This window comes from Streptomyces sp. NPDC057854, from assembly GCF_042797055.1.
Taxonomy (GTDB): Bacteria; Actinomycetota; Actinomycetes; order Streptomycetales; family Streptomycetaceae; genus Streptomyces.
Map to the genome: position 1 here is coordinate 144,622 of NZ_JBHVMF010000020.1, position 18,754 is coordinate 163,375.

Sequence of the window (18,754 nt, forward strand, 5' to 3'; positions counted from 1 at the left end):
GTTCCGTCGCGGGCCGCGCCGGGCGGGGCCGGGGGGCCGGTCAGAGGTGGGCCAGGGCGCGCCCGGCGATGTGGCGGCCGATGGGGAGGGACGCGGTCGCCGCGGGGGACGGCGCGTTGAGGACGTGGACCGTCCGCGCGCCCTCCCGGATGAGGAAGTCGTCCACCAGCGTCCCGTCCCGCAGCACCGCCTGTGCCCGCACCCCCGCCGCCGCCGGCCGCAGGTCGGACTCGTCGACGCCGGGCAGCAGCCGCCGCACCGCCTCGGTGAAGGCCCGCTTCGACAGGGAGCGGCGCAGCTCGCCCGCGCCGTACTTCCAGTGGCGGCGGGCGATGGCCCAGGAGCCGGGCCAGGCGAGGGTGCCGCCGAGCTCGCCGGGGCGGACGACGCCCCAGTCGTAGCCCTCGCGCGCCAGCGCCGGCACCGCGTTCGGCCCGATGTGGACGCCGCCGTCGATGCCGCGCGTGAGGTGGACGCCGAGGAACGGGAACGCGGGGTCGGGCACGGGGTAGACGAGGCCGCGGACGAGGGAGGGGTCGGCCAGCTCGTAGTACTCGCCGCGGAAGGGCACGATCCGCATGCCGGGGTCGTCGCCGGCGAGCCGTGCGATCCGGTCGCAGTGCAGCCCCGCGCAGTTGACGAGGACCTTGCCGCGCAGGATCCGCTGGTCGGCGGTGCGGACGGCGACGCCCCACGGGCGCCGGTCGATCGCGGTGACCTCGGCGCCGTACAGGATCTCCGCGCCGGAGGACTCGGCGAGCCGCCGGGCGACCGCCGGGTAGTCGACGATGCCGGTGGTGCCGACGTGGATCGCGGCGAGGCCCCGCACCCGGGGCTCGTACTCCGTGATCTGCGACGGGCCGAGCTCGCGCACCGGAATGCCGTTCTCCCGGCCGCGCTGGACCAGGGCGTGCAGCCGCGGCAGCTCCTCGCGCTCGGTGGCGACGACGAGCTTGCCGGTCACCTCGTGCGGAATGTCCCACTCCGCGCAGAACTTGACCATTTCGGCGGCGCCCTCGACGGCGAACCGCGCCTTGAGGGAGCCGGGCCGGTAGTACAGGCCGCTGTGGATGACGCCGCTGTTGCGCCCGGTCTGGTGGCGCGCGGGCCCGTCCTCCTTCTCCAGGACGGCGACGCGGGTGCCGGGCGCGGCGCGCTGGAGGGCGTACGCCGTCGACAGACCGACGATCCCGCCGCCGATCACCAGCACGTCACAGTCAAACACCAGCGCCACCTCCCACCCCTGATAGTGCACTGGCCCACTGACATTCCCGCTAAACGCCCACGTCGTGGGACGCGCGTCACGCCGGTGCCACGAGCAGGGGCCGGGCCCGCTCGCGCAGTTCCCTGACCCGCGGCTCGTGCCCGTACGGCTCCAGGCGGTGCAGCAGGTCCCGTACGTACTCGGTGGTCCGCGCCGAGGAGATCCGGCCGGCCACCTCCACCGCGCGCGTGCCGGCCGCGCAGGCCGCGTCGAGGTTGCCGGACTCCAGCTCGGCGACGGCCGAGACGACGAGCCGCAGCCCGTGCGAGCGGACGAACTCCTCCGTCGGCCGGGACAGCGCCTGCTCGGTGAAGCGCCGCACCTCGCGCGGCATCCGCAGGTCCCGGTAGCACTCGGCGGCGTCCGCGCAGAAGCGGTCGTACGAGTAGAAGCCGAGCCACGTCGGGTCGGCGTCGCCCTCCCGGGACCGCTCCAGCCACCCCTCGGCGGACTTCAGGGCCGCCGCCGCGGCGGGCCCGTCGCCGGCCTTGGCGTGCGCGCGGGCCTCGACGAGCCGGAAGAACGACATGGTGCGGGCGGTGGCGAGCCCCCGGTTCCGTTCCAGCGCCGCCTGCGCCAGGTCGACGCCCTCGTCGGCGAAGCCCCGGTAGATGGCCTGGAGGGACATCGACGCGAGGACGTACCCGCCGAGCGGCACGTCGGCGGCGGCCCGGGCGAGCCGCAGCGCCTGGATGTAGTACCGCTGGGCGGCCTCCTGCTGCCCGGTGTCGAAGGCCATCCAGCCGGCGAGCCGGGTCAGCTCGGCGGTCGCCCCGAAGAGCGCCCGGCCGACCTCGTCGGAGTACGAGCCGAGCAGCAGCGGCGCCGCGTCCACCCGCAGGCACTCCGGCACCATCGACGAGCGCCAGTCCCCGCCGCCGTACTTGGAGTCCCACTTGCGCGCGTCCTCGGCGGCCTCGCGCAGCTTGGCGACGTCACTGTGCCCCACGCGCGCGTGCTCCGCGGCCCCGGCCGGCCCGGCGCCGCCCGGCCGCCCCGCCTCCCGCTCCACCGACGGGTCGGCGGGGGTGATCAGCCACCGGGACGTGGGGGTCGCGTAGGCGCTGACGGAGAACGAGCCGGCCAGCGACTGCCAGATCCCGCCGCCGGCCCGCCGCCCGGCGAGGTCCAGCCGGTAGAGGTCGGTGGCGGCGCGGACCGCCTCGCCGACGTCCCGGGGGAAGGCGAGGCCCACCTCCGGCGCCGGGTCGGCGTCCGCGAGCCCGATCTCGTGCAGCGGCACGGGCCGGCCCAGCTTCTGGCCGATCGCGGCGGCGATCAGGTGCGGCGCGGCGCCCTGCGGCACCATCCCCTTGGAGACCCAGCGGGCCACCGAGGTCTTGTCGTAACGCAGCGTCAGACCGCGCTGCGCGCCGAGGTCGTTGACGCGCCGGGCGAGGCCGGCGTTGCTGATTCCCGCGAGGGCGAGAACGGCGCCGAGCTTCTCGTTCGGCCCGCGTTGCTCCCTGGACATGACGCCACCCCTCGACATCCAGACGGCCGCCGCGACGCCGGGCATAGGCGGGCGGCATTCGTAAACACAGCGTAGTTCGCCGCATCCCCACCGTTAAGGGGCGGAGTTCCGTATGGCGAGATTGTTGTGTGACCAGCCGACCGGAAGGCCCCTCCGGCCGGTCCGTGCTCCGGCCGTGTGGCCGTGCGCCCGGCCGTGCGCTCTCGCCGCTCCGGGCCGCGACGGCTTCCATGAGTGCTGCGTGGGTCGGCCCGTCCGGCCGGGAGCGGCGCCCTGCCGGGTGCCTGGTCCCGCGCCGATGGGCCGGGGGACACCGCCGCTCCATTCCCCGCGGGCGGCGGACGGCGCCGGGGGGCGGGTCGCCTCCCGGACTGCCGCCCGACCGGACCCGGACGGCTGCCGGCGATCTCCGGCCGGTGCCCGTCTCCGTGATCCTTTCGGCGCCCGCCGCGCGGTCAAACCTCCGCACAGGGGCCAGAATCGGCCTCTTTCCGCGGACTCCCCGCCGCGGCGCCGCACACCGGGCCCTCACCCCGTGCTCACCCCACCGGCACTCTGCCCGTCACCTCCGCGCCACCGCGCGCCCCCCGGCCGGCCAACCCGCCCATGCCAGGGGCGCATTCGCCTTTCGCGCGCGTGCACCCGGACCCCGCCCCGTGCGCCGTTGTCATGGCAGCATGGCCCCCACCGAAACGGACGTGGAGGCGCCGATGCGATGGCTGGTGGGCTGGAGCAGTGTCGCCGCGGGATACGCCACGACCGCCGGCGCACGCCCCGGAGCGGCGCACGGCGCGCACGCGTACAGCTCCGAAGTCCCGCACCAGGCAACGCCGTTCGCCGAGCGCGGCGGGCACGTCGGGGGGCGCACGGTGCAGCCGGTGGGCGCACAGCTCCTGTGGGGCGACCCCGACCCGCTCTGGGCGGTCGGCGACTGGCGCCCCGACGAGGTGCGGGTGGTCTCCCTCGACGACGGCACCCGGCTCGCCGTCCTCGGCTGCTGCGCCGCGAGCGACGACGAACTCCGCCGCGGCCTCGTCACCGCGCGCGGCGGCGCCCTCCGCCACCTCACCGCCTGGCCCGGCAGCTACACCGCCGTCGTCAAGGCCGGCCGCCGCGTCACCGTCACCGGCGACCTGGCCGGCGCCCGCCCGGTCTTCCACACCCCCTGGGAGGGCGGCACCGCCTACGCCACCGCCGCCCTCCCGCTCGCCGACCTCATCGAGGCCCAGCTCGACATCGGCCACCTCGCCGCGCTGCTCGCCTGCCCCGAGTCCCCGGAGGCCCTGCGCGACTCCACCCCGTACGAGGGCGTCCGCCGCGTCCCGCCCGGCCACGCGCTGATCCTGCGCGAGGGCTCCCGGGAGATCGCCGGGTACGAGACGGTGGCCTCGCTCGCCGTCGCCGCCCCGCAGGCCGATCCCCGGCAGGCCGTCGAGGCGGTCCGGGACGCCCTCGTGGAGTCCGTACGCGCCCGGCTCACCGCCCCCCGGCACGCGCCCGAGGCCCCGCCGCCGGACCCCGGGCCGGTCCCCGGCATGGGGCCCGCCGACCGGCGGGCGGCCCGTGGCGCCGGGCCCGCGCCCGGCATCGGCGCCGACCTGTCCGGCGGCAGCGCCTCCGCCACCCTCGCCCTGCTCGCCGCCGGACTGCCCGGCGTGCCCGGCACCCTGCACGGGCACGCGGGCGCGGGGGAGCGGCTGCTCGCCGTCACCTTCAACGACCTGGCGACCCGCCCGGGCCCCGGCCGGACCGCCGAACTGGAGCGCGCCCGGGAGCTGGCCGCCGACCCCCGGCTGCGGCACGTGGTCGTCACGGCGGGCGAGGACGCCCTCCCGTACGCCGCCCTGGACGGGCCGCTCACCGACGAGCCCGGGCCCGCGCTGGTCACCGCCGAACGGCACCGCAGGCGCCTCGCCGGAGGCAGCGCCGACCACTTCACCGGGCTCGGCGCCCGGCAGGTCCTGGACGCCCACCCGGCCCGCCTCGCCGACCTCCTGATGGACCGCAGGCGCCGCTCCCTGGTGCGCCCGGTGACCGCCCTCGCCAAGGCCACCGGCCCGTCCGCCGGCTCCTTCCTGGTGCCGGTCACCGTCTACCGCGCGGCTCGCAGGCTCGCCCGTACGCCCTACCGGACCGGCCTGGAGACCGCCGCCCGGCACGTCCTCGACGCCAACCGGCAGCCCGCCGACGGGCACGGCCCGCTCGCGGCCTCGCTGTCCGCCCTCGCCTGGTCCCGGCCCGGCCCGGCGGCCCGCTGGCTCACGGGCGAGGCGCTGGCCGAGGTGTCCGTACGCCTCAACCGGGCGGCCACCCTGCCGCCGGCCGTCCAGCGCCCCGGCGAGGCACGCGCGCGTGCGGCGCTCGCCCGGGCCGCGGCCGACCACCGGGTCCTCGAACAGGCCGCCGAGATCCGGGGCCAGCGGCTGCACGCCCCCTTCCTCGACAACCAGGTCGTCCGCGCCTGCCGGGAGCTCCCCGAGGCGCTGCGGGTCCAGCCCGACGCGCGGGCCGGCGTCCTGCGCACGGTCCTCGCCGACACCGGCATCCGCGACCTGCCGGCCGGCTGGGGCGCGCCCTACCCGGCGGTCCCGGCCGGCACCGCCCGCGCGGGCCTGCGCGCCGCGCTCCCGCAGCTGCTCGCCCTGTTCGAGGCGCCGCTCCTCGCCGACGCGGGCCTCGTGGAGGCGGGCACGGTCCGCGAGGCGCTGCGGGCGGCGGCGGACGGCGCCCGGATCCCCCTGGACGGCCTCGCCGACCTCGTCTCCACCGAGCTCTGGCTCCGCCGCCTCCTCGCCCGCCGGGGCTCCTGCTGGACCGACACGGCGACCCCGCGCGCGCCCCGCGCGGTGCAGGGCCCGCTGATCCCGGCGTCCCGGTCGCTGCCGGCGCGGTGACGGCGGCGCTGGGGCGAAACGTCACAGCACACTCGTTCGAGTGAAGGGTGCCCGGCCCGGCTCCGGCGACCGTCCTAAGCTGAGAACGTCGCACCGAGCGAAGGAGGTCCAGCATGGCCATGCCGCTGCCGGTTCCAGCTCCGGAAGACAGCGTGACCGAGGAACACGACGACCGCGAAGCCGCGACCGCCGAGGAGACCTTCGAGCTGTTCAGTGCCGTGGCCCCCAAGGGCTGGCGCGTGGAGCTGATCGAAGGGGAGATTTACGTGGTACCTCCGGCTAAGGGCAAGCACGAGAAGATCGTGACCGAGCTGGTCGAGCAGGTCGTCGCCCGTCGGACGGACAAGGATCTGCGTAACTCCACGGGCATCGGTCTTTATCTCCCCGGGGCCAACGGCATCGTCCGCGTCATTCCGGACCTGGTGATCGCCCCTCGCGACTCCTTCGACAACGAACAGGAGTGGCACGCGCCCGATGCCGTGCTTCTGGTCGCCGAGGTCGCCTCTCCGTCCACCGCGAGCCGCGACCGCGTCCTGAAGATCCGCGCCTACGCCCGTGCCGGAATCCCCCTCTACCTGATGATCGACCGCGAGGCCGGCGAGGCCGTCGTCTGCTCCGAGCCCGTCGGCGACGACTACGCCCACACGTCCGTCCACAAGCTGGGGGCCGAGGTCCCGCTCCCCGCCCCCCTCGGCTTCACCCTGGACACCGCCGCGTTCTGACCCCCGGCGCCGCTGTCCACAGGCCGGGGAAACCCCGAGGCGCCCTTGGCCCCCGGCGGCCAGAATGGGCCGGTGCGGTATCTCCTCCTCGGCACCACCGAGGCCCTCGGCCCCGACGGCACCCCCCTGCCCCTCGGCGGCGCCCGGCTGCGCGCCCTGCTCGCCGCGCTCGCGCTCCGCGGCGGACGGGCCGTCCCGGTCGGAGAGCTGGTGGACGACGTGTACGGGGACGAACCGCCGCTCGACGCGCCCGCCGCCCTCCAGGCCCTCGTCGGACGCCTCCGCCGCGTCCTCGGCCGCGCGGCCGTCGAGGCGACGCCCGGCCCCGGGTACCGGCTGGCCGTCGCACCCGACGACATCGACCTGTACGTCTTCGAGCGCCGCGCCGCCGAAGCCGCCGCCCTCCTCGACGCCGGCGACCCCGAGACGGCCGCCGCCCTCCTCCGGGACGCCCTGGGGCTCTTCCGCGGCCCCGCCCTCGCCGACCTGCCCGGACCGGCCGGCGTCCGCCCCGAGGCCCAGCGCCTCGCCGCCCTGCGCCGCCGCGTCGAGGCCGACCTGCGGCGCGGCGCCGTCGACGGCCTCGTCCCCGAACTCACCGAGCTGACCGCCGCGCACCCGTACGACGAGGGCTTCCGCGCCCAGCTCATCCGGGCCCTGCGCGCCGAGGGTCGGCACGCCGACGCGCTCGCCGCGTACGAGACGGCCCGCCGCGACCTCGCGGACGCCCTCGGCACCGACCCGGGCCCCGAACTGACGTCCCTGCACCGCGAACTCCTCACCCCGCCCGCGTACCCCCACCACACCCCGAGCCCGACCCCGACCCCGGCCCCGGCCCCAGCCCCGAGTCCGACCCCGCACCCCACCTCCACGCCCACCCCCACGCAGGCCCCCGCCCCCGACGAAGCCGGCAACATCCGCCCCCGCCTCACCTCCTTCGTCGGCCGCGAGCCCGAGCTCGCCGCGCTCCGGAGCGACCTCGCGCGGGCCCGGCTCGTCACGCTGACCGGGCCCGGCGGGTCCGGGAAGACGCGGCTCGCGGAGGAGGCCGCCCGGCAGGTCGCCGGGCCGCGCGCGTGGATCGCGGAGCTCGCCCCGCTCGACGACCCGGGCGCGGTCCCCGGCGCCGTCCTCTCCGCGCTCCGCCTCCGCGAGATCAACCTGATCAGCCGCGACGGCACCGCCCTCCAGGACGACCCCACCGCCCACCTGGTGGAGCACCTGGCCGGCCGCCCCGGCCTCCTCCTCGTCCTCGACAACTGCGAGCACGTCATCGGCGCCGCCGCGGCCCTCGCCGAGACGCTCCTCGCGCACTGCCCCGGCCTGCGGATCCTCGCCACCAGCCGCGAACCCCTCGGCGTCCCCGGCGAGACCGTCCGCCCGGTCGAGCCGCTGCCGCCCGGCCCCGCGCACCGCCTCTTCACCGAGCGCGCCCGCGCCGTCCGCCCCGCCTTCGACGAGGACCACGCGCGGGACACCGCCGACGCCGTCGCGGAGATCTGCCGCCGCCTCGACGGCCTGCCGCTCGCCATCGAACTGGCCGCCGCCCGGCTCCGGCTGCTCACCCCGCGCCAGATCGCGGACCGGCTCGACGACCGCTTCCGGCTCCTCAGCTCCGGCGCCCGCACCCTGCTGCCCCGCCAGCAGACCCTCCGCGCGGTCGTCGACTGGTCCTGGGACCTCCTCGACCCGGCCGAGCGGACCCTGCTCCGCCGGGTCTCCGTCTTCGCCGGCGGCTGGGACCTCGCGGCGGCGGAGGCCGTCGATGCGCCCGCGCGGGAGGCCGGCGGCGACACGCTCACCACCCTCGGGGCGCTCGTCGACAAGTCGCTCGTCGTCGCCGCCCCCACCGACGACGGCGCGATGCGCTACCGCCTCCTGGAGACCATCCACGAGTACGCCGCCGAACGCGCCGCCGAGACCCCCGGCCTGCTCGCCGCCGCCGGCGCCGCCCACACCGCGCACTTCACGGCCCTGGCCGAGGACGCCGAACCCCGGCTCCGGTCCGGCGAGCAGCTGCCCTGGATCGACCGTCTCGAACGGGACCTCGACAACATCCGGGCCGCCCTGCACCGCACGCTCACGGCGGCCGACGAGGCCGGGGCGATCCGGCTGGTCCGCGCCATGGGCTGGTTCTGGTGGCTGCGCAACTACCGCCCGGAGGGCCTGGGCTGGACCCGGCGCGCCCTCGCCCTCGGGGAGGACCCGGACGACCGCGCCGACCCCCGGTACTGGCCCCGCATGCGGCTGCGGCTGCTGTCGCTCTTCCTCGCGATGGAGGACGAGCACATGTACACCGGCGACCTCCGGGAGAACCCGGCGACGCTCGCGCTGATCCACCGCGTCCGGGACGCCTTCGGCACCGACCCCGGCCCCGAGTCCGCCCGCTTCCCCGGCCTGCTGTGGCCGTTCAGCGCGTATCTCACCGAGGAACCGGCGACGATCCGCGCGCTGCTCGACGTCGGCGTCGAGACCTGCCGCCGGTACGGCGGCGACTGGGAGCTCGGCGTCAGCCTGATGTTCCGCACCCACATGATCGTGGACATGCCCGGCGGCATGGAGGGCGTCGACGAGGACCTGGCCGAACTCCGCGTCCTCACCCGCCGGGTCGGCGACCGCTGGATGGCCGCCCAGGTCGCCTCGGCCGCCGCCGAGGCCCACATGATGCGGGGCCGCCGGGCCGAGGCCAGGGAGGCGTACGAGGAAGCCCTCCGGCTCGCCCGCGAGGTCGGTGCGCACGCCGAGGCCCCGTTCCTCATCGCCCGGCTCGCCGAACTGTCCTACCGGGACGGCGACATGGAGGCCGCCGAGCGGGGGCTCGACGAGGCCGCGCGGGAGTCCGACCGGCTGCGCCTGCGGGACGCCCTCGCGTTCGTCGACGTCATGCGGGCCGTCCTCGCCCTCGACCGGAACGACCCCGCACGCGCGCGTGCCTGGATCGGCTCGGCCGGCGCCCACATCCGGGCCGGTTCCCCGCCGCCGCACTTCGTCCTCGCCATCGAGGGGTTCGTGGCCCGGATCGAGGCACAGGAGGGCGCGGGACCGGCGGCCGTCGCGTCCGCCGCCGCCGCGCTGCGGGCCGCGCTCGACGGCCGCTGCGCGGACGTCATCGTGATCGGCCTCGCCGAAGGGCTCGCCTTCGCGCTGGACCGGGCCGGCGACGCGGACCGCTGCGCGCGCGTGGCGGCGGCCGTCGGCGGCTGGCGGAGGGACATCCCGCGCTCGGTGCCGGAGCGCCGCGAAGCCGAGGCGCTGGCCGCGGCCTGCGCGGAAGCGCTCGGCGACGACGCCCTGGCCGCCGCCCGCGCCGCCGGCGCCGGCCTCGGTCCGGCGGACGTCCTCGCGCTGGTGGAGCCGTACACCGGGGCCGCGGCGCCGGTCAGGAGCAGCTGATCCGGGACTCCGCCCAGTCGGCGACGGCGGCCCGCCCGAACGGCGTGTGCTCCTCCACCACCAGCCGGAGCGTGGAGCGGCCCGCGAGGTCCAGGTGCACGGGGATCGCCGGGTCGCCGGGCCGGACCACGGGCGAGCGCCACAGCCGCTCGTCGTCGCCGTACACGGAGAAGCGGACCCCGCCGGGCCCGAGCGGCGCGCTCAGGTCGTCGACGCCGACGAGCGCGTCGTACGCGGTGCACTGCCGGTTCAGCCGGATCAGCAGCGAGGACGGGGCGTGCACGCTGACGCCGTACGCGTACGTGGAGTCGCTGATGGTCATGGACTGGCGCGACCACATCCAGGACCCGTCCTCCAGGACGACCTCGGGCTTCGTGCCGTCGCCGAAGGCCGCGTACTCCAGCCGGTCGACCGGGTAGACGGTCGGCGCGGGCGGCGGCGGGGGCGGTGTCGTCGGCGGCGGGGTGGTGGGGGTGGCCTTCGGGCTCGGCGTGGGGCTCGGAGTCGTCGGCGCGGGGGTCGGCGTCGGCGTGGGCGTCGGCTTCGGGGACGGCTTGACCGTCGGCGGAGGCGTCGGCTTCGGGGTGGGCTTCGGCGTGGGCGTGGGCTTCGGCGGCGGCGGGGTGGTGGGCTCCGGCGCGGGCGCCGGGGGCGGCGGCGGCTTCGGCGTGGGCGACGGCTTCGCCGGCGGCGCGGGCTCGGGCACCACGGGGGTGGCCGCCGGCGGCGTCGGCTGCGGCGCGGCGACCGGTTGCGGATCGCCGGCCATCGCCCAGACGAGCCCGGCCGCGGCGGCCACGGCCACCGCGGCGGCGATGCCGGCCTTCGCGGGCGCGCCGAGCCCTTCGGCGGCGGCCCCGCCGGAGGCGGCGCCGGACGTGCTCCCGCCGGTGGCGGCGGCAGCGGCGCCCGCGCCGGCCGCACCCGCGGCGCCGCCGGCGACGATCCCGGCGGCCTTGAGGGAGTAGCCGGCGGCGAACCAGCCGATGACGGCGACCGGGAGCAGCGCCGGGATCCCGGCGTTGACGTGGGCGAGTTCGCCGGCGGCGACCCGGCACTTGGCGCACTCGTCGAGGTGCTTGCGCAAGCCGCGCTCGGCCCGCATCCGCAGCCCGCCGCGCGCGTAGGCGCCGAGCCGGTCGGCGTACCGGGCGCAGTCGCCGCCCGCGGTGAGCGCCTGGCTGACGTGGGCCTGGAGGTACGCCTGCTTGAGGCCCTCGCGGGCGCGGCTGGCGAGGACGGCGGTGGCGTTGGCGGTCAGGCCGAAGAGGGGCGCGACCTCGCTGGGCGACTCCTCCTCGACGGTGGTGTGCCACAGCACGGCCTGCCAGCGCTCGGGCAGCGACCGGAACGCCTGCATGGCCAGCGACTGCTCGGCCTCCTGCATGGCGCGGACCTCGGCGCCGAGGTCCAGGGTGTCCTGGTCGGAGACCTCGGAGGAGCGGGCGGCGTCGGCGGCGAAGACGGCGAAGTCCTCGACGAGGTGCTCGCGCCGCTGCGTCTTGGCCCAGCTCGCGCCGACCCGCCGGACGGTGGTCATCAGATAGGCGCGGACGGCCTGTTCGGGCCCGGCGCCGCCGCGGACCGCCTGCAGGGTGCGGGCGAACACCTCGGCGGTGAGGTCGTCGGCGGTGTGCGCGTCCCGGCAGCAGGTGCGGGCGTAGCGGCGGACGGCGTCGGAGTGGCGGCGGAACAGCTCCTCGTACGCGGAGTCGTCGCCGTCCCGCATGCGGGCGATCAGGTCGGCGTCCGACGCCGGCAGCTCCCGGGGCGGCGGCAGCAGCCCCTCGTCGTCGGCGTCGTCCCCGTCGTCCGTGTCCTCCGCGGCCTCCGGTACGGGGGCGGGGGCGGCGCCCGCCGAGGGCGCCTCGCGCTGCTGCGGCACGCTCGCCCCGGCCGCCGGGTCGTGCGGTGCGGCGGGGGCGCCGCCGGGGCCGCCCTGGCTCGGCACCTGCCGGGCGGGCAGGCCCTCGGCCTCCGTGGCGCCGCCGGCGCCCAGCGGATCGTCCCGACCGTCACCGCTCATCGCGGAAGCCCCCGTACGCGTGCGCAGACCCGAAATATTGGCCAAGCCTGCCACACGACGCGGGCACGCCGAAGCGTCGCGCCCGTATACCACTCGTCCGGGGCGACTTCCCGCACCCCGGCGTCACCGCTCACACGTGCGTGTCATGCTCCTTGGCCCGCCCGGCCCCGAGACCCGGCGGACCGTCGGGAGTCCGATCCGCTACCGCGAGCGCAGGCCCTCCAGGAGGATGTCCAGCAGCCGGGCCGAGGCCGCCGCCTGCTGGGCCGCGTCCGGCAGCGCCGGCGCCGCCGTCGCGATGACCAGCAGCACGTCCGCCACGGTCACGTCCGCCCGCAGCTGACCCGCCTCCCGGGCCCGGTCGACCAGCCGGCCGACGACCTCCAGGAGCTCAGAAGCCCCCGCGTCGTCCCGCTCGTCCGCCGGCACCGCCCGGGGCGCCACCACGCGTACGTCGGCCTGCTCGCCGAGACCCCGCTGGCTCGGGACCCGGGCCTCGCCGTCCCCGTCCGCCGCCGTCTCGTCCACACCGACCCGCAGCACCTGCGGCGGCAGCAGCCGCCCGGCACCCGACGCGACCGAGGTCCGCAGGAACCGGGAGAGCGCCGACCACGGCTCCTCCTCCTGCCCCAGCGCGGCCCGCGCCTGCTCGGTCAGCCGCGCGGTCTCCTCCTCGGCTATCCGCCGCACCAGCACGTCCTTGCTGGGGAAACGCCGGTACACGGTGCCCACCCCGACGCGCGCCCGCCGGGCCACGTCCTCCATCGGCGCCCCGTAACCGAGCTCGCCGAACACCTCGCGCGCGGCCCGCAGCACGTGCTCCAGATTGCGCTGCGCGTCCACCCGCAGCGGCGCCGCGCGCCCGCCCGGCACCGGACCGGTCACCACGGTGCCGGTCCCCGCGACGGTGCCCGCGGCGGGACCGGAACCGGCCGGCGGCACGGCTGCCGCGCCCCGGTCGTCCCGCTCCGCGCCGACCACGGACTGCCACCGAGAATCCTGAATCTGCATAAGCGTTCCCCCGCTCATGATGTCTCCCCCCGGAGACTCCCCGCCCTGATACGGGGCTCCCGGCCGGTGTGCGCGATCGGTCCGCGCGCACGCCGGAACCGACACCCCGACGAACTACGAACATAGTTGAGTCCGGGTCAATTCAGAAGGGGGAGTTCCGTACGGTGCGCCCCCCGATCGGAGCAAGCGGCGGAAGACGCCCGTTTCCCGCCCCGCCACGCACCCCCCGCGTCCGCCGTGACCTGCGCCGTTGCGCCCGGGCGCGCCGTGCGCGCCACCCCGCGCCTCCGTACCCCTCCGGTCACACAATTCGCCGGGCCTGTGGACAAACCCCGGACGGCGATGCCTCATGGGACGGTGACCGAACCTGCGCGCATTCTCGTGGTCGGCGGTGGCTACGTCGGCATGTACACCGCGCTGCGCCTCCAGCGGCAGCTCAGGACGGAGCTCGGACGCGGCGCCGCCGAGATCACGGTGGTCACGCCCGACCCGTACATGACGTACCAGCCGTTCCTGCCCGAGGCCGCCGCCGGCTCGCTGTCCCCGCGGCACGTCGTCGTCCCGCTCCGCCGCGTCCTGGACCGCTGCCGCCTCCTCATCGGCGAGGTCGCCTCCCTCGACCACGCCGAGCGCACCGCGATCGTCACCACCCTCGCCACCGACGAGGAGGGCGCCGGCCCGGTCGCCCTCACCTACGACGAACTCGTCCTCGCCCCCGGCTCGGTCTCCCGCACCCTCCCCGTCCCCGGCCTCGCCGAGCACGGCATCGGCTTCAAGACCGTCGAGGAGGCCATCGGACTGCGCAACCACGTCCTGGAGCAGCTCGACATCGCCTCCTCCACCCGCGACCCGGCGCTCCGCGACGCCGCCCTCAGCTTCGTGTTCGTCGGCGGCGGGTACGCGGGCGTGGAGGCGCTCGCCGAACTGGAGGACATGGCCCGGTACGCCACCCGCTACTACCACAACGTCAAGCCGGAGGACCTGAGATGGGTCCTCGTCGAGGCCGCCGGACGGATCCTCCCGGAGGTCGGCGACGAGATGGGCCGGTACGCGATCCGCGAGCTCCGCGGCCGGAACGTCGACGTGCGCCTGGAGACCCGGCTCGACAGCTGCGAGGACCGGGTCGCCGTCCTCAGCGACGGCACCCGGCTGCCCACCCGCACCGTCGTGTGGACCGCCGGCGTCAGACCCGCCCCCGTCCTCGCCGCCACCGACCTCCCCCGCGACGAACGCGGCCGGATCCGCTGCACCGCCCACCTCGCCGTCGACGGCGCCCCCCACGCGTGGGCCGCCGGAGACGCCGCCGCCGTCCCCGACGTCACCGCGCCGGAACCCGGCACCCTCTGCGCCCCCAACGCCCAGCACGCCGTCCGCCAGGCCAAGGTCCTCGCCGAGAACCTCGCCGCCTCCCTCCACGGCCGCCCGCTCAAGGAGTACGCGCACGCGTACGCCGGCTCCGTCGCCTCGCTCGGCCTCCACAAGGGCGTCGCGCACGTGTACGGACGCAAGCTCAAGGGCTACCCGGCCTGGCTGATGCACCGCGCCTACCACCTCAGCCGGATGCCCACCGCCAACCGCAAGGCCCGGGTCCTCGCCGAATGGACCCTCTCCGGGCTCTTCAAACGCGAGATCGTCTCCCTCGGCTCCCTCGAACACCCCCGGGCCGAATTCGAACTCGCCGCGGCACCACCCCCGCCCCCGCCCGCCGACCCCGGCCCCACGGGAACCGGCGGGACGTCCTCCTGACATCACTGTCAGTGCACTCGTCCACACTGGACGTGTGACCATAGGTGGGCTCACACCTGCACAGCGTGACTCCGCACGGCACCGACACCACGAGGCATACAGATCCGTGAACTTCACCCGTTGGAGCGCCCGGCTCCCCGGCACGCAGCGCCGCGCGGCGCGGGGGACCGAAGGCTCCGTGCCCGCCGCCCGCGGTGAGTACGGACCGCGGCAGGAGCACCCCACCGCGGACGCACCGGACGCCGAGGACGCCGGGACCGCCCCGGACGCCGTCGACACCGACGTCCCCGCCCTGGAGGACTTCTCCGTACGGGACCTCCTCGGCCGCCTCCCCGGCCTCGTCGCCCTCGTGTACGGCCCCGAGCACCGCATCGCGTACGTCAACGACGCGTACGCCGCCGCCTTCGGCCCCCGCACCCCCGGCGCCACCGTCGCCGCCACCTGCCCCGAGGCCGAGGAACTCGGCCTGCTGCCGCTCCTCGACCAGGTCCGCCGCAGCGGCAAGCCCCGCACCGTGAAGTCCCGCCGCACCGAGAGCGGCGGCTCGTACACCGTCACCTGCCTGCCCGTCGACAGCCCGCGCCCCGACGGCGCCGGCGTCCTCGTGCACGCCGCCGACGTCACCGACCACGCCGACGCCGCCGAACGGCTCCGCGCCAGCGAGCGCCGCCACCGCGAGACCGCCGTCACCCTCCAGCGCTCCCTCCTCCCGCAGGAGCTGGAGCAGCCCGACGACCTCCGGATCGCCGCCACCTACCAGCCCGGCGTCGCCGACGCCGCCGTCGGCGGCGACTGGTACGACGTCATCACCCTCGGCGCCGGCCGCACCGCCCTCGTCATCGGCGACGTCATGGGCCGCGGCGTCCGCGCCGCCGCCGTCATGGGCCAGCTCCGCACCGCCGTCCGCGCCTACGCCCGCCTGGACCTGCCGCCGCACGAGGTCCTCCAGCTCCTCGACGGCCTCGCCGCCGAGATCGACGCCAGCCAGATCGCCACCTGCGTCTACGCCGTCCACGACCCCAACGAGGGCCGCCTCGTCTACGCCTCCGCCGGCCACCTCCCGATCCTCGTCCGCGACGAGGACGGCACCGTCCGCCACGCGGACGGCGCCACCGGACCCCCGCTCGGCACCGGCGGCTGGCTGCACTCCTCCGGCTCCATCGCCCTGCCCCCCGGCTCCACTGCCGTCCTCTACACCGACGGACTCGTCGAGCGCCGCCGCGAGGACATCGACGAGGGCGTCGAAGCCCTCGCCCGCGCCCTCGCCGGCGCCAGCGGCACCCCCCAGGTGGTCTGCGACCGGCTGCTCCGCGCCCTCGGCGTCACCGCCGAACACGACGACGACGTCGCCGTCCTCGTCGTCCAGCACCCGGCCCGCGAGGGCGCCGACGCCGAGCTGTTCCACAACGCCGCCCTCGAACTCCTCGGCGGCGTCGAGGCGGCCCCCCGCGCGCGTGCCTTCGCCTCCGGAGTCCTCTCCTCGTGGCGCTTCCCCGTCGAACTCCGCGACCTCGGCGTCCTCGCCACCAGCGAACTCGTCGCCAACAGCCTCCAGCACGGCACCCCGCCCATGCGGCTGCGGCTGCGCCGCACCGACCGCCGCCTGATCATCGAGGTCACCGACGGCGACGACCACCTGCCGCGCCGCCGCAGGGCGGAAACAGAGGACGAGGCGGGTCGCGGGATCTCCATCATCGCGACGATCGCCTCGTCCTGGGGAAGCCGCCGCACTCCCGGCGGCGGCAAAGCGGTCTGGTGCGAGTTCGCGCTGCCCGACTAGGCAGCGGCGGCGGTCTCCTTCTCCGGCTGGTGCCGCACCACGATGCGGGACGGCTTCGCCGCCAGCGACGGCTGGTTCTGCACCGGCGTGAGCTGCTTGCCCAGCCGCACCGCCAGCACCGTGACCAGCAGCGAGAACAGCACGAAGGTCACGATGTACGGCCCGTGCAGCGACGCGCCCATCGGCCCGCCCACCGCCGGACCGACCGCCAGCGCCAGCTGCTTCACCAGCGCGAAGGCCGAGTTGTACGAACCCACCCTCGACTCCGGCGCCAGATCGGCCACCAGCGGCGCCACCGTCGGCGACAGCATCGCCTCGCCGAGACCGAACAGCGCGTACGTGGAGACGAACGCGGCCGTCGCCATCGCCTGGCTGCCGTGGCCCAGCCCCGCGTACCCGGCGATCAGCCAGGCCACCGCCCAGATCAGACCCACGGCCGCGATCACCCGGGTCCGCTTGCGGCGCTCCACGAACTTGAGCACCAGGAACTGCGCCGCCACGATCACCGCCGTGTTCGCGGCCAGCGCCAGACCCAGCGTCGACGGCGCGATACCGGCGGCCTCCGTGCCGTACGCCGCCAGACCCGACTCGAACTGTCCGTAGCAGGCGAAGAAGAGGACGAAGCCGAGGACGCACAGCTGCACCATCGCCTTGTGGCCCAGGAGCGCCCGCACCCCGCCCTTGCCGCCCTCGGCCGGCCGGGCGCCCTGGAGCGCCGGCGAACCGGCCGTCCGCACGGTGCCGACCACCGCGGCCAGCACCAGGAACATCACGGCCTCGATGGAGAACAGCAGCAGGAAGCTGCCGGGCCGGCTCACGTCGACCAGCTGGCCGCCGATAAGACCGCCGACACCCAGGCCCAGGTTCTGCAGGAAGAACTGGAGGGCGAAGGCGCGCGTCCGCGCGGCCGGCTCGGAGCACCACACGATCATCGTCGCGAGCGCCGGCTGGAGCACCGCCGTCCCTGCGCCCAGCAGCGCGGCGGCGCCCACCGCCGCCGGCACACTCGACGCGAGCCCCATCCCCACGGCGCCGACCGCGGCCAGACCCGAGGCGACGAGCAGCACCGGCACCGGGCCGCGCCGGTCGATCGCCCGCCCGCTGAACGGCAGCACCACGAGCGCGGCCATGGCGAAGACGGCCAGCACCACACCCGCGGTCGTCGCGCCCAGATCCCGCACCTGCGCCACGTACACATAGAGGTACGGCACGGTGAAGCCGAGTCCGAACGCGCTCAGCGCGCTGCCTGCCTGAATCCGGCGCATCGCCGCGCCCCTCGCCTTGGTCACACTCACCCACTTCGGTCGTGGGTTCAGAGCTGTACGCCTGAACCCTCAAGACTTCAACACTAAAGTTCGATGGTTAACAGTACACATGGAAGGACTTCAACGCCAACGACGGGCGTGGAATACTCGCCCTCATGTCCGACACCCCCGAGCGCCCCGCCTCTCCGGAGCCGCAGGAGCCGACGCTCGACGAGCAGATCGCCGCCTACCAGCGCGAGTACCGCGACCTGGACCCCCAGGTGGAGAAGGTGGTCTCCGCCCTCGGCCGGCTGAACCGCCGGATGAACGTGGCGTACGGCCGCCAGCTCGCCGACCTCGGCATCAGCAACGCCGAGTGGGAGGTGCTCAAGACCCTGGTCCTCTCCGGCGCCCCGTACCGCCTGGGCCCGGGGGAGCTGGCCAAGCGCCTCGGCCTCACCCCGGCCGCGATGACCCACCGCATCGACCGCATGGCCGGCGAGGGCCTGGTGACCCGCGACCGCGACGAGACCAACCGCGTCCGCGTGATCGTGGAGCTCACGGACGAGGGCCGGACGAAGTGGCTGGAGGCGATGCGCATGGCCACGGACTTCGAGGAGAAGCTCCTCCAGGACCTCGGCAGCGAGGAGCGGGGCGCCCTCGGCGACGCCCTGATCCGCCTCCTGCGCCGGGTGGAGCTGACCCAGCCGGACGCCGGCGGCAGGCTCACCGACCTCGACTGAACAGACGCGCGAGACCTCCCGGGTGGCGGTTGACACCCCCCTGCGGGACGCGTAGTGTTCTCCGAGTTGTCACGGAGCCGGAACGGTTCTGCGACAACCATCCCGCCGCGAGAGCGGCACCTCTCTCCAGCACGGTCTCCCTCACGGGATAAATTTCGGCATGCCGAAATTCAATTCGAACGGCTCGATTATGAGCCGCCCGGAAGATCCGCTAAGGTTTGAGACGTCGGAACGGCCCAACAGCCCGGAAGACAAACCCCGCTGACTGGGAATCAGACGCCGAAAGGATCTGATAGAGTCGGAAACGCCGGAAGGGCCCGGAGCGAAAGCGAAAGGGACCGGAAAGCACCGAGGAAATAGGGTCGGAAAGATCTGATAGAGTCGGAAACGAAGGAAGCGCCCGGAGGGCCTGGAAACAGGAACGAAGGAAGCGTCCGCACCTTGAGAACTCAACAGC

11 protein-coding genes are annotated in these 18,754 nt (G+C 75.8%); 6 read left to right on the forward strand and 5 right to left on the reverse strand.

What is annotated here, in order from left to right; translation table 11 throughout:
* Positions 1-40: 40 nt before the first annotated feature.
* Together lhgO and ACFVQZ_RS26730 are read right to left on the reverse strand one after the other, a co-directional pair.
* Entirely contained in the window at positions 41-1,225 is a 1,185-nt protein-coding gene (lhgO, locus tag ACFVQZ_RS26725; RefSeq protein WP_383626728.1) for an L-2-hydroxyglutarate oxidase, read from the reverse strand.
* 76 nt (positions 1,226-1,301) lie between these two features.
* The gene (locus ACFVQZ_RS26730; protein WP_030498488.1) at positions 1,302-2,738 is read right to left on the reverse strand and encodes a hypothetical protein; all 1,437 of its coding nucleotides are present in this window, start codon (positions 2,736-2,738) and stop codon (positions 1,302-1,304) included.
* A gap of 710 nt (positions 2,739-3,448) precedes the next feature.
* Between ACFVQZ_RS26730 and ACFVQZ_RS26735 the strand changes: the two genes are divergently transcribed.
* The 3 genes from ACFVQZ_RS26735 to ACFVQZ_RS26745 all read left to right on the forward strand — a co-directional run bounded on the left by ACFVQZ_RS26735 (position 3,449) and on the right by ACFVQZ_RS26745 (position 9,747).
* Positions 3,449-5,632 carry an asparagine synthase-related protein gene (locus ACFVQZ_RS26735; protein WP_383626749.1) on the forward strand — a complete coding sequence of 728 codons (2,184 nt, stop codon included), beginning with the start codon at positions 3,449-3,451 and terminating at the stop codon, positions 5,630-5,632.
* A gap of 119 nt (positions 5,633-5,751) precedes the next feature.
* Positions 5,752-6,354, forward strand: coding sequence for a Uma2 family endonuclease (locus tag ACFVQZ_RS26740; protein WP_383626752.1), 603 nt, complete (start codon positions 5,752-5,754; stop codon positions 6,352-6,354).
* A 72-nt stretch (positions 6,355-6,426) separates the two neighbouring features.
* Complete coding sequence (locus ACFVQZ_RS26745) at positions 6,427-9,747, forward strand: ATP-binding protein (RefSeq protein ID WP_383626730.1); 3,321 nt, start codon at positions 6,427-6,429, stop codon at positions 9,745-9,747.
* Here the strand turns inward: ACFVQZ_RS26745 and ACFVQZ_RS26750 are convergent.
* Both ACFVQZ_RS26750 and ACFVQZ_RS26755 read right to left on the reverse strand, forming a co-directional pair.
* Positions 9,734-11,773, reverse strand: a complete 2,040-nt coding sequence (locus ACFVQZ_RS26750) for a sigma-70 family RNA polymerase sigma factor (protein WP_383626733.1) — start codon at positions 11,771-11,773, stop codon at positions 9,734-9,736. The genes ACFVQZ_RS26745 and ACFVQZ_RS26750 overlap by 14 nt on opposite strands.
* 201 nt (positions 11,774-11,974) lie before the next feature.
* The gene (locus ACFVQZ_RS26755) at positions 11,975-12,784 is read right to left on the reverse strand and encodes a TetR/AcrR family transcriptional regulator (protein ID WP_383626736.1); all 810 of its coding nucleotides are present in this window, start codon (positions 12,782-12,784) and stop codon (positions 11,975-11,977) included.
* A gap of 342 nt (positions 12,785-13,126) precedes the next feature.
* Here ACFVQZ_RS26755 and ACFVQZ_RS26760 point away from each other — a divergent pair, with 342 nt between their 5' ends.
* Positions 13,127-14,530 carry an NAD(P)/FAD-dependent oxidoreductase gene (locus ACFVQZ_RS26760; protein ID WP_383626739.1) on the forward strand — a complete coding sequence of 468 codons (1,404 nt, stop codon included), beginning with the start codon at positions 13,127-13,129 and terminating at the stop codon, positions 14,528-14,530.
* A gap of 106 nt (positions 14,531-14,636) precedes the next feature.
* Complete coding sequence (locus tag ACFVQZ_RS26765; RefSeq protein WP_383626742.1) at positions 14,637-16,310, forward strand: SpoIIE family protein phosphatase; 1,674 nt, start codon at positions 14,637-14,639, stop codon at positions 16,308-16,310.
* On the opposite strand, the gene ACFVQZ_RS26770 is transcribed toward ACFVQZ_RS26765, so the two are convergent.
* Positions 16,307-17,575: an MFS transporter gene (locus ACFVQZ_RS26770; protein ID WP_383626745.1), complete on the reverse strand. Its 1,269-nt coding sequence runs from the start codon at positions 17,573-17,575 to the stop codon at positions 16,307-16,309. The genes ACFVQZ_RS26765 and ACFVQZ_RS26770 overlap by 4 nt on opposite strands.
* 155 nt (positions 17,576-17,730) lie before the next feature.
* Between ACFVQZ_RS26770 and ACFVQZ_RS26775 the strand changes: the two genes are divergently transcribed.
* Complete coding sequence (locus tag ACFVQZ_RS26775; protein WP_030498711.1) at positions 17,731-18,297, forward strand: MarR family transcriptional regulator; 567 nt, start codon at positions 17,731-17,733, stop codon at positions 18,295-18,297.
* The last annotated feature ends 457 nt before the right edge of the window (positions 18,298-18,754 follow it).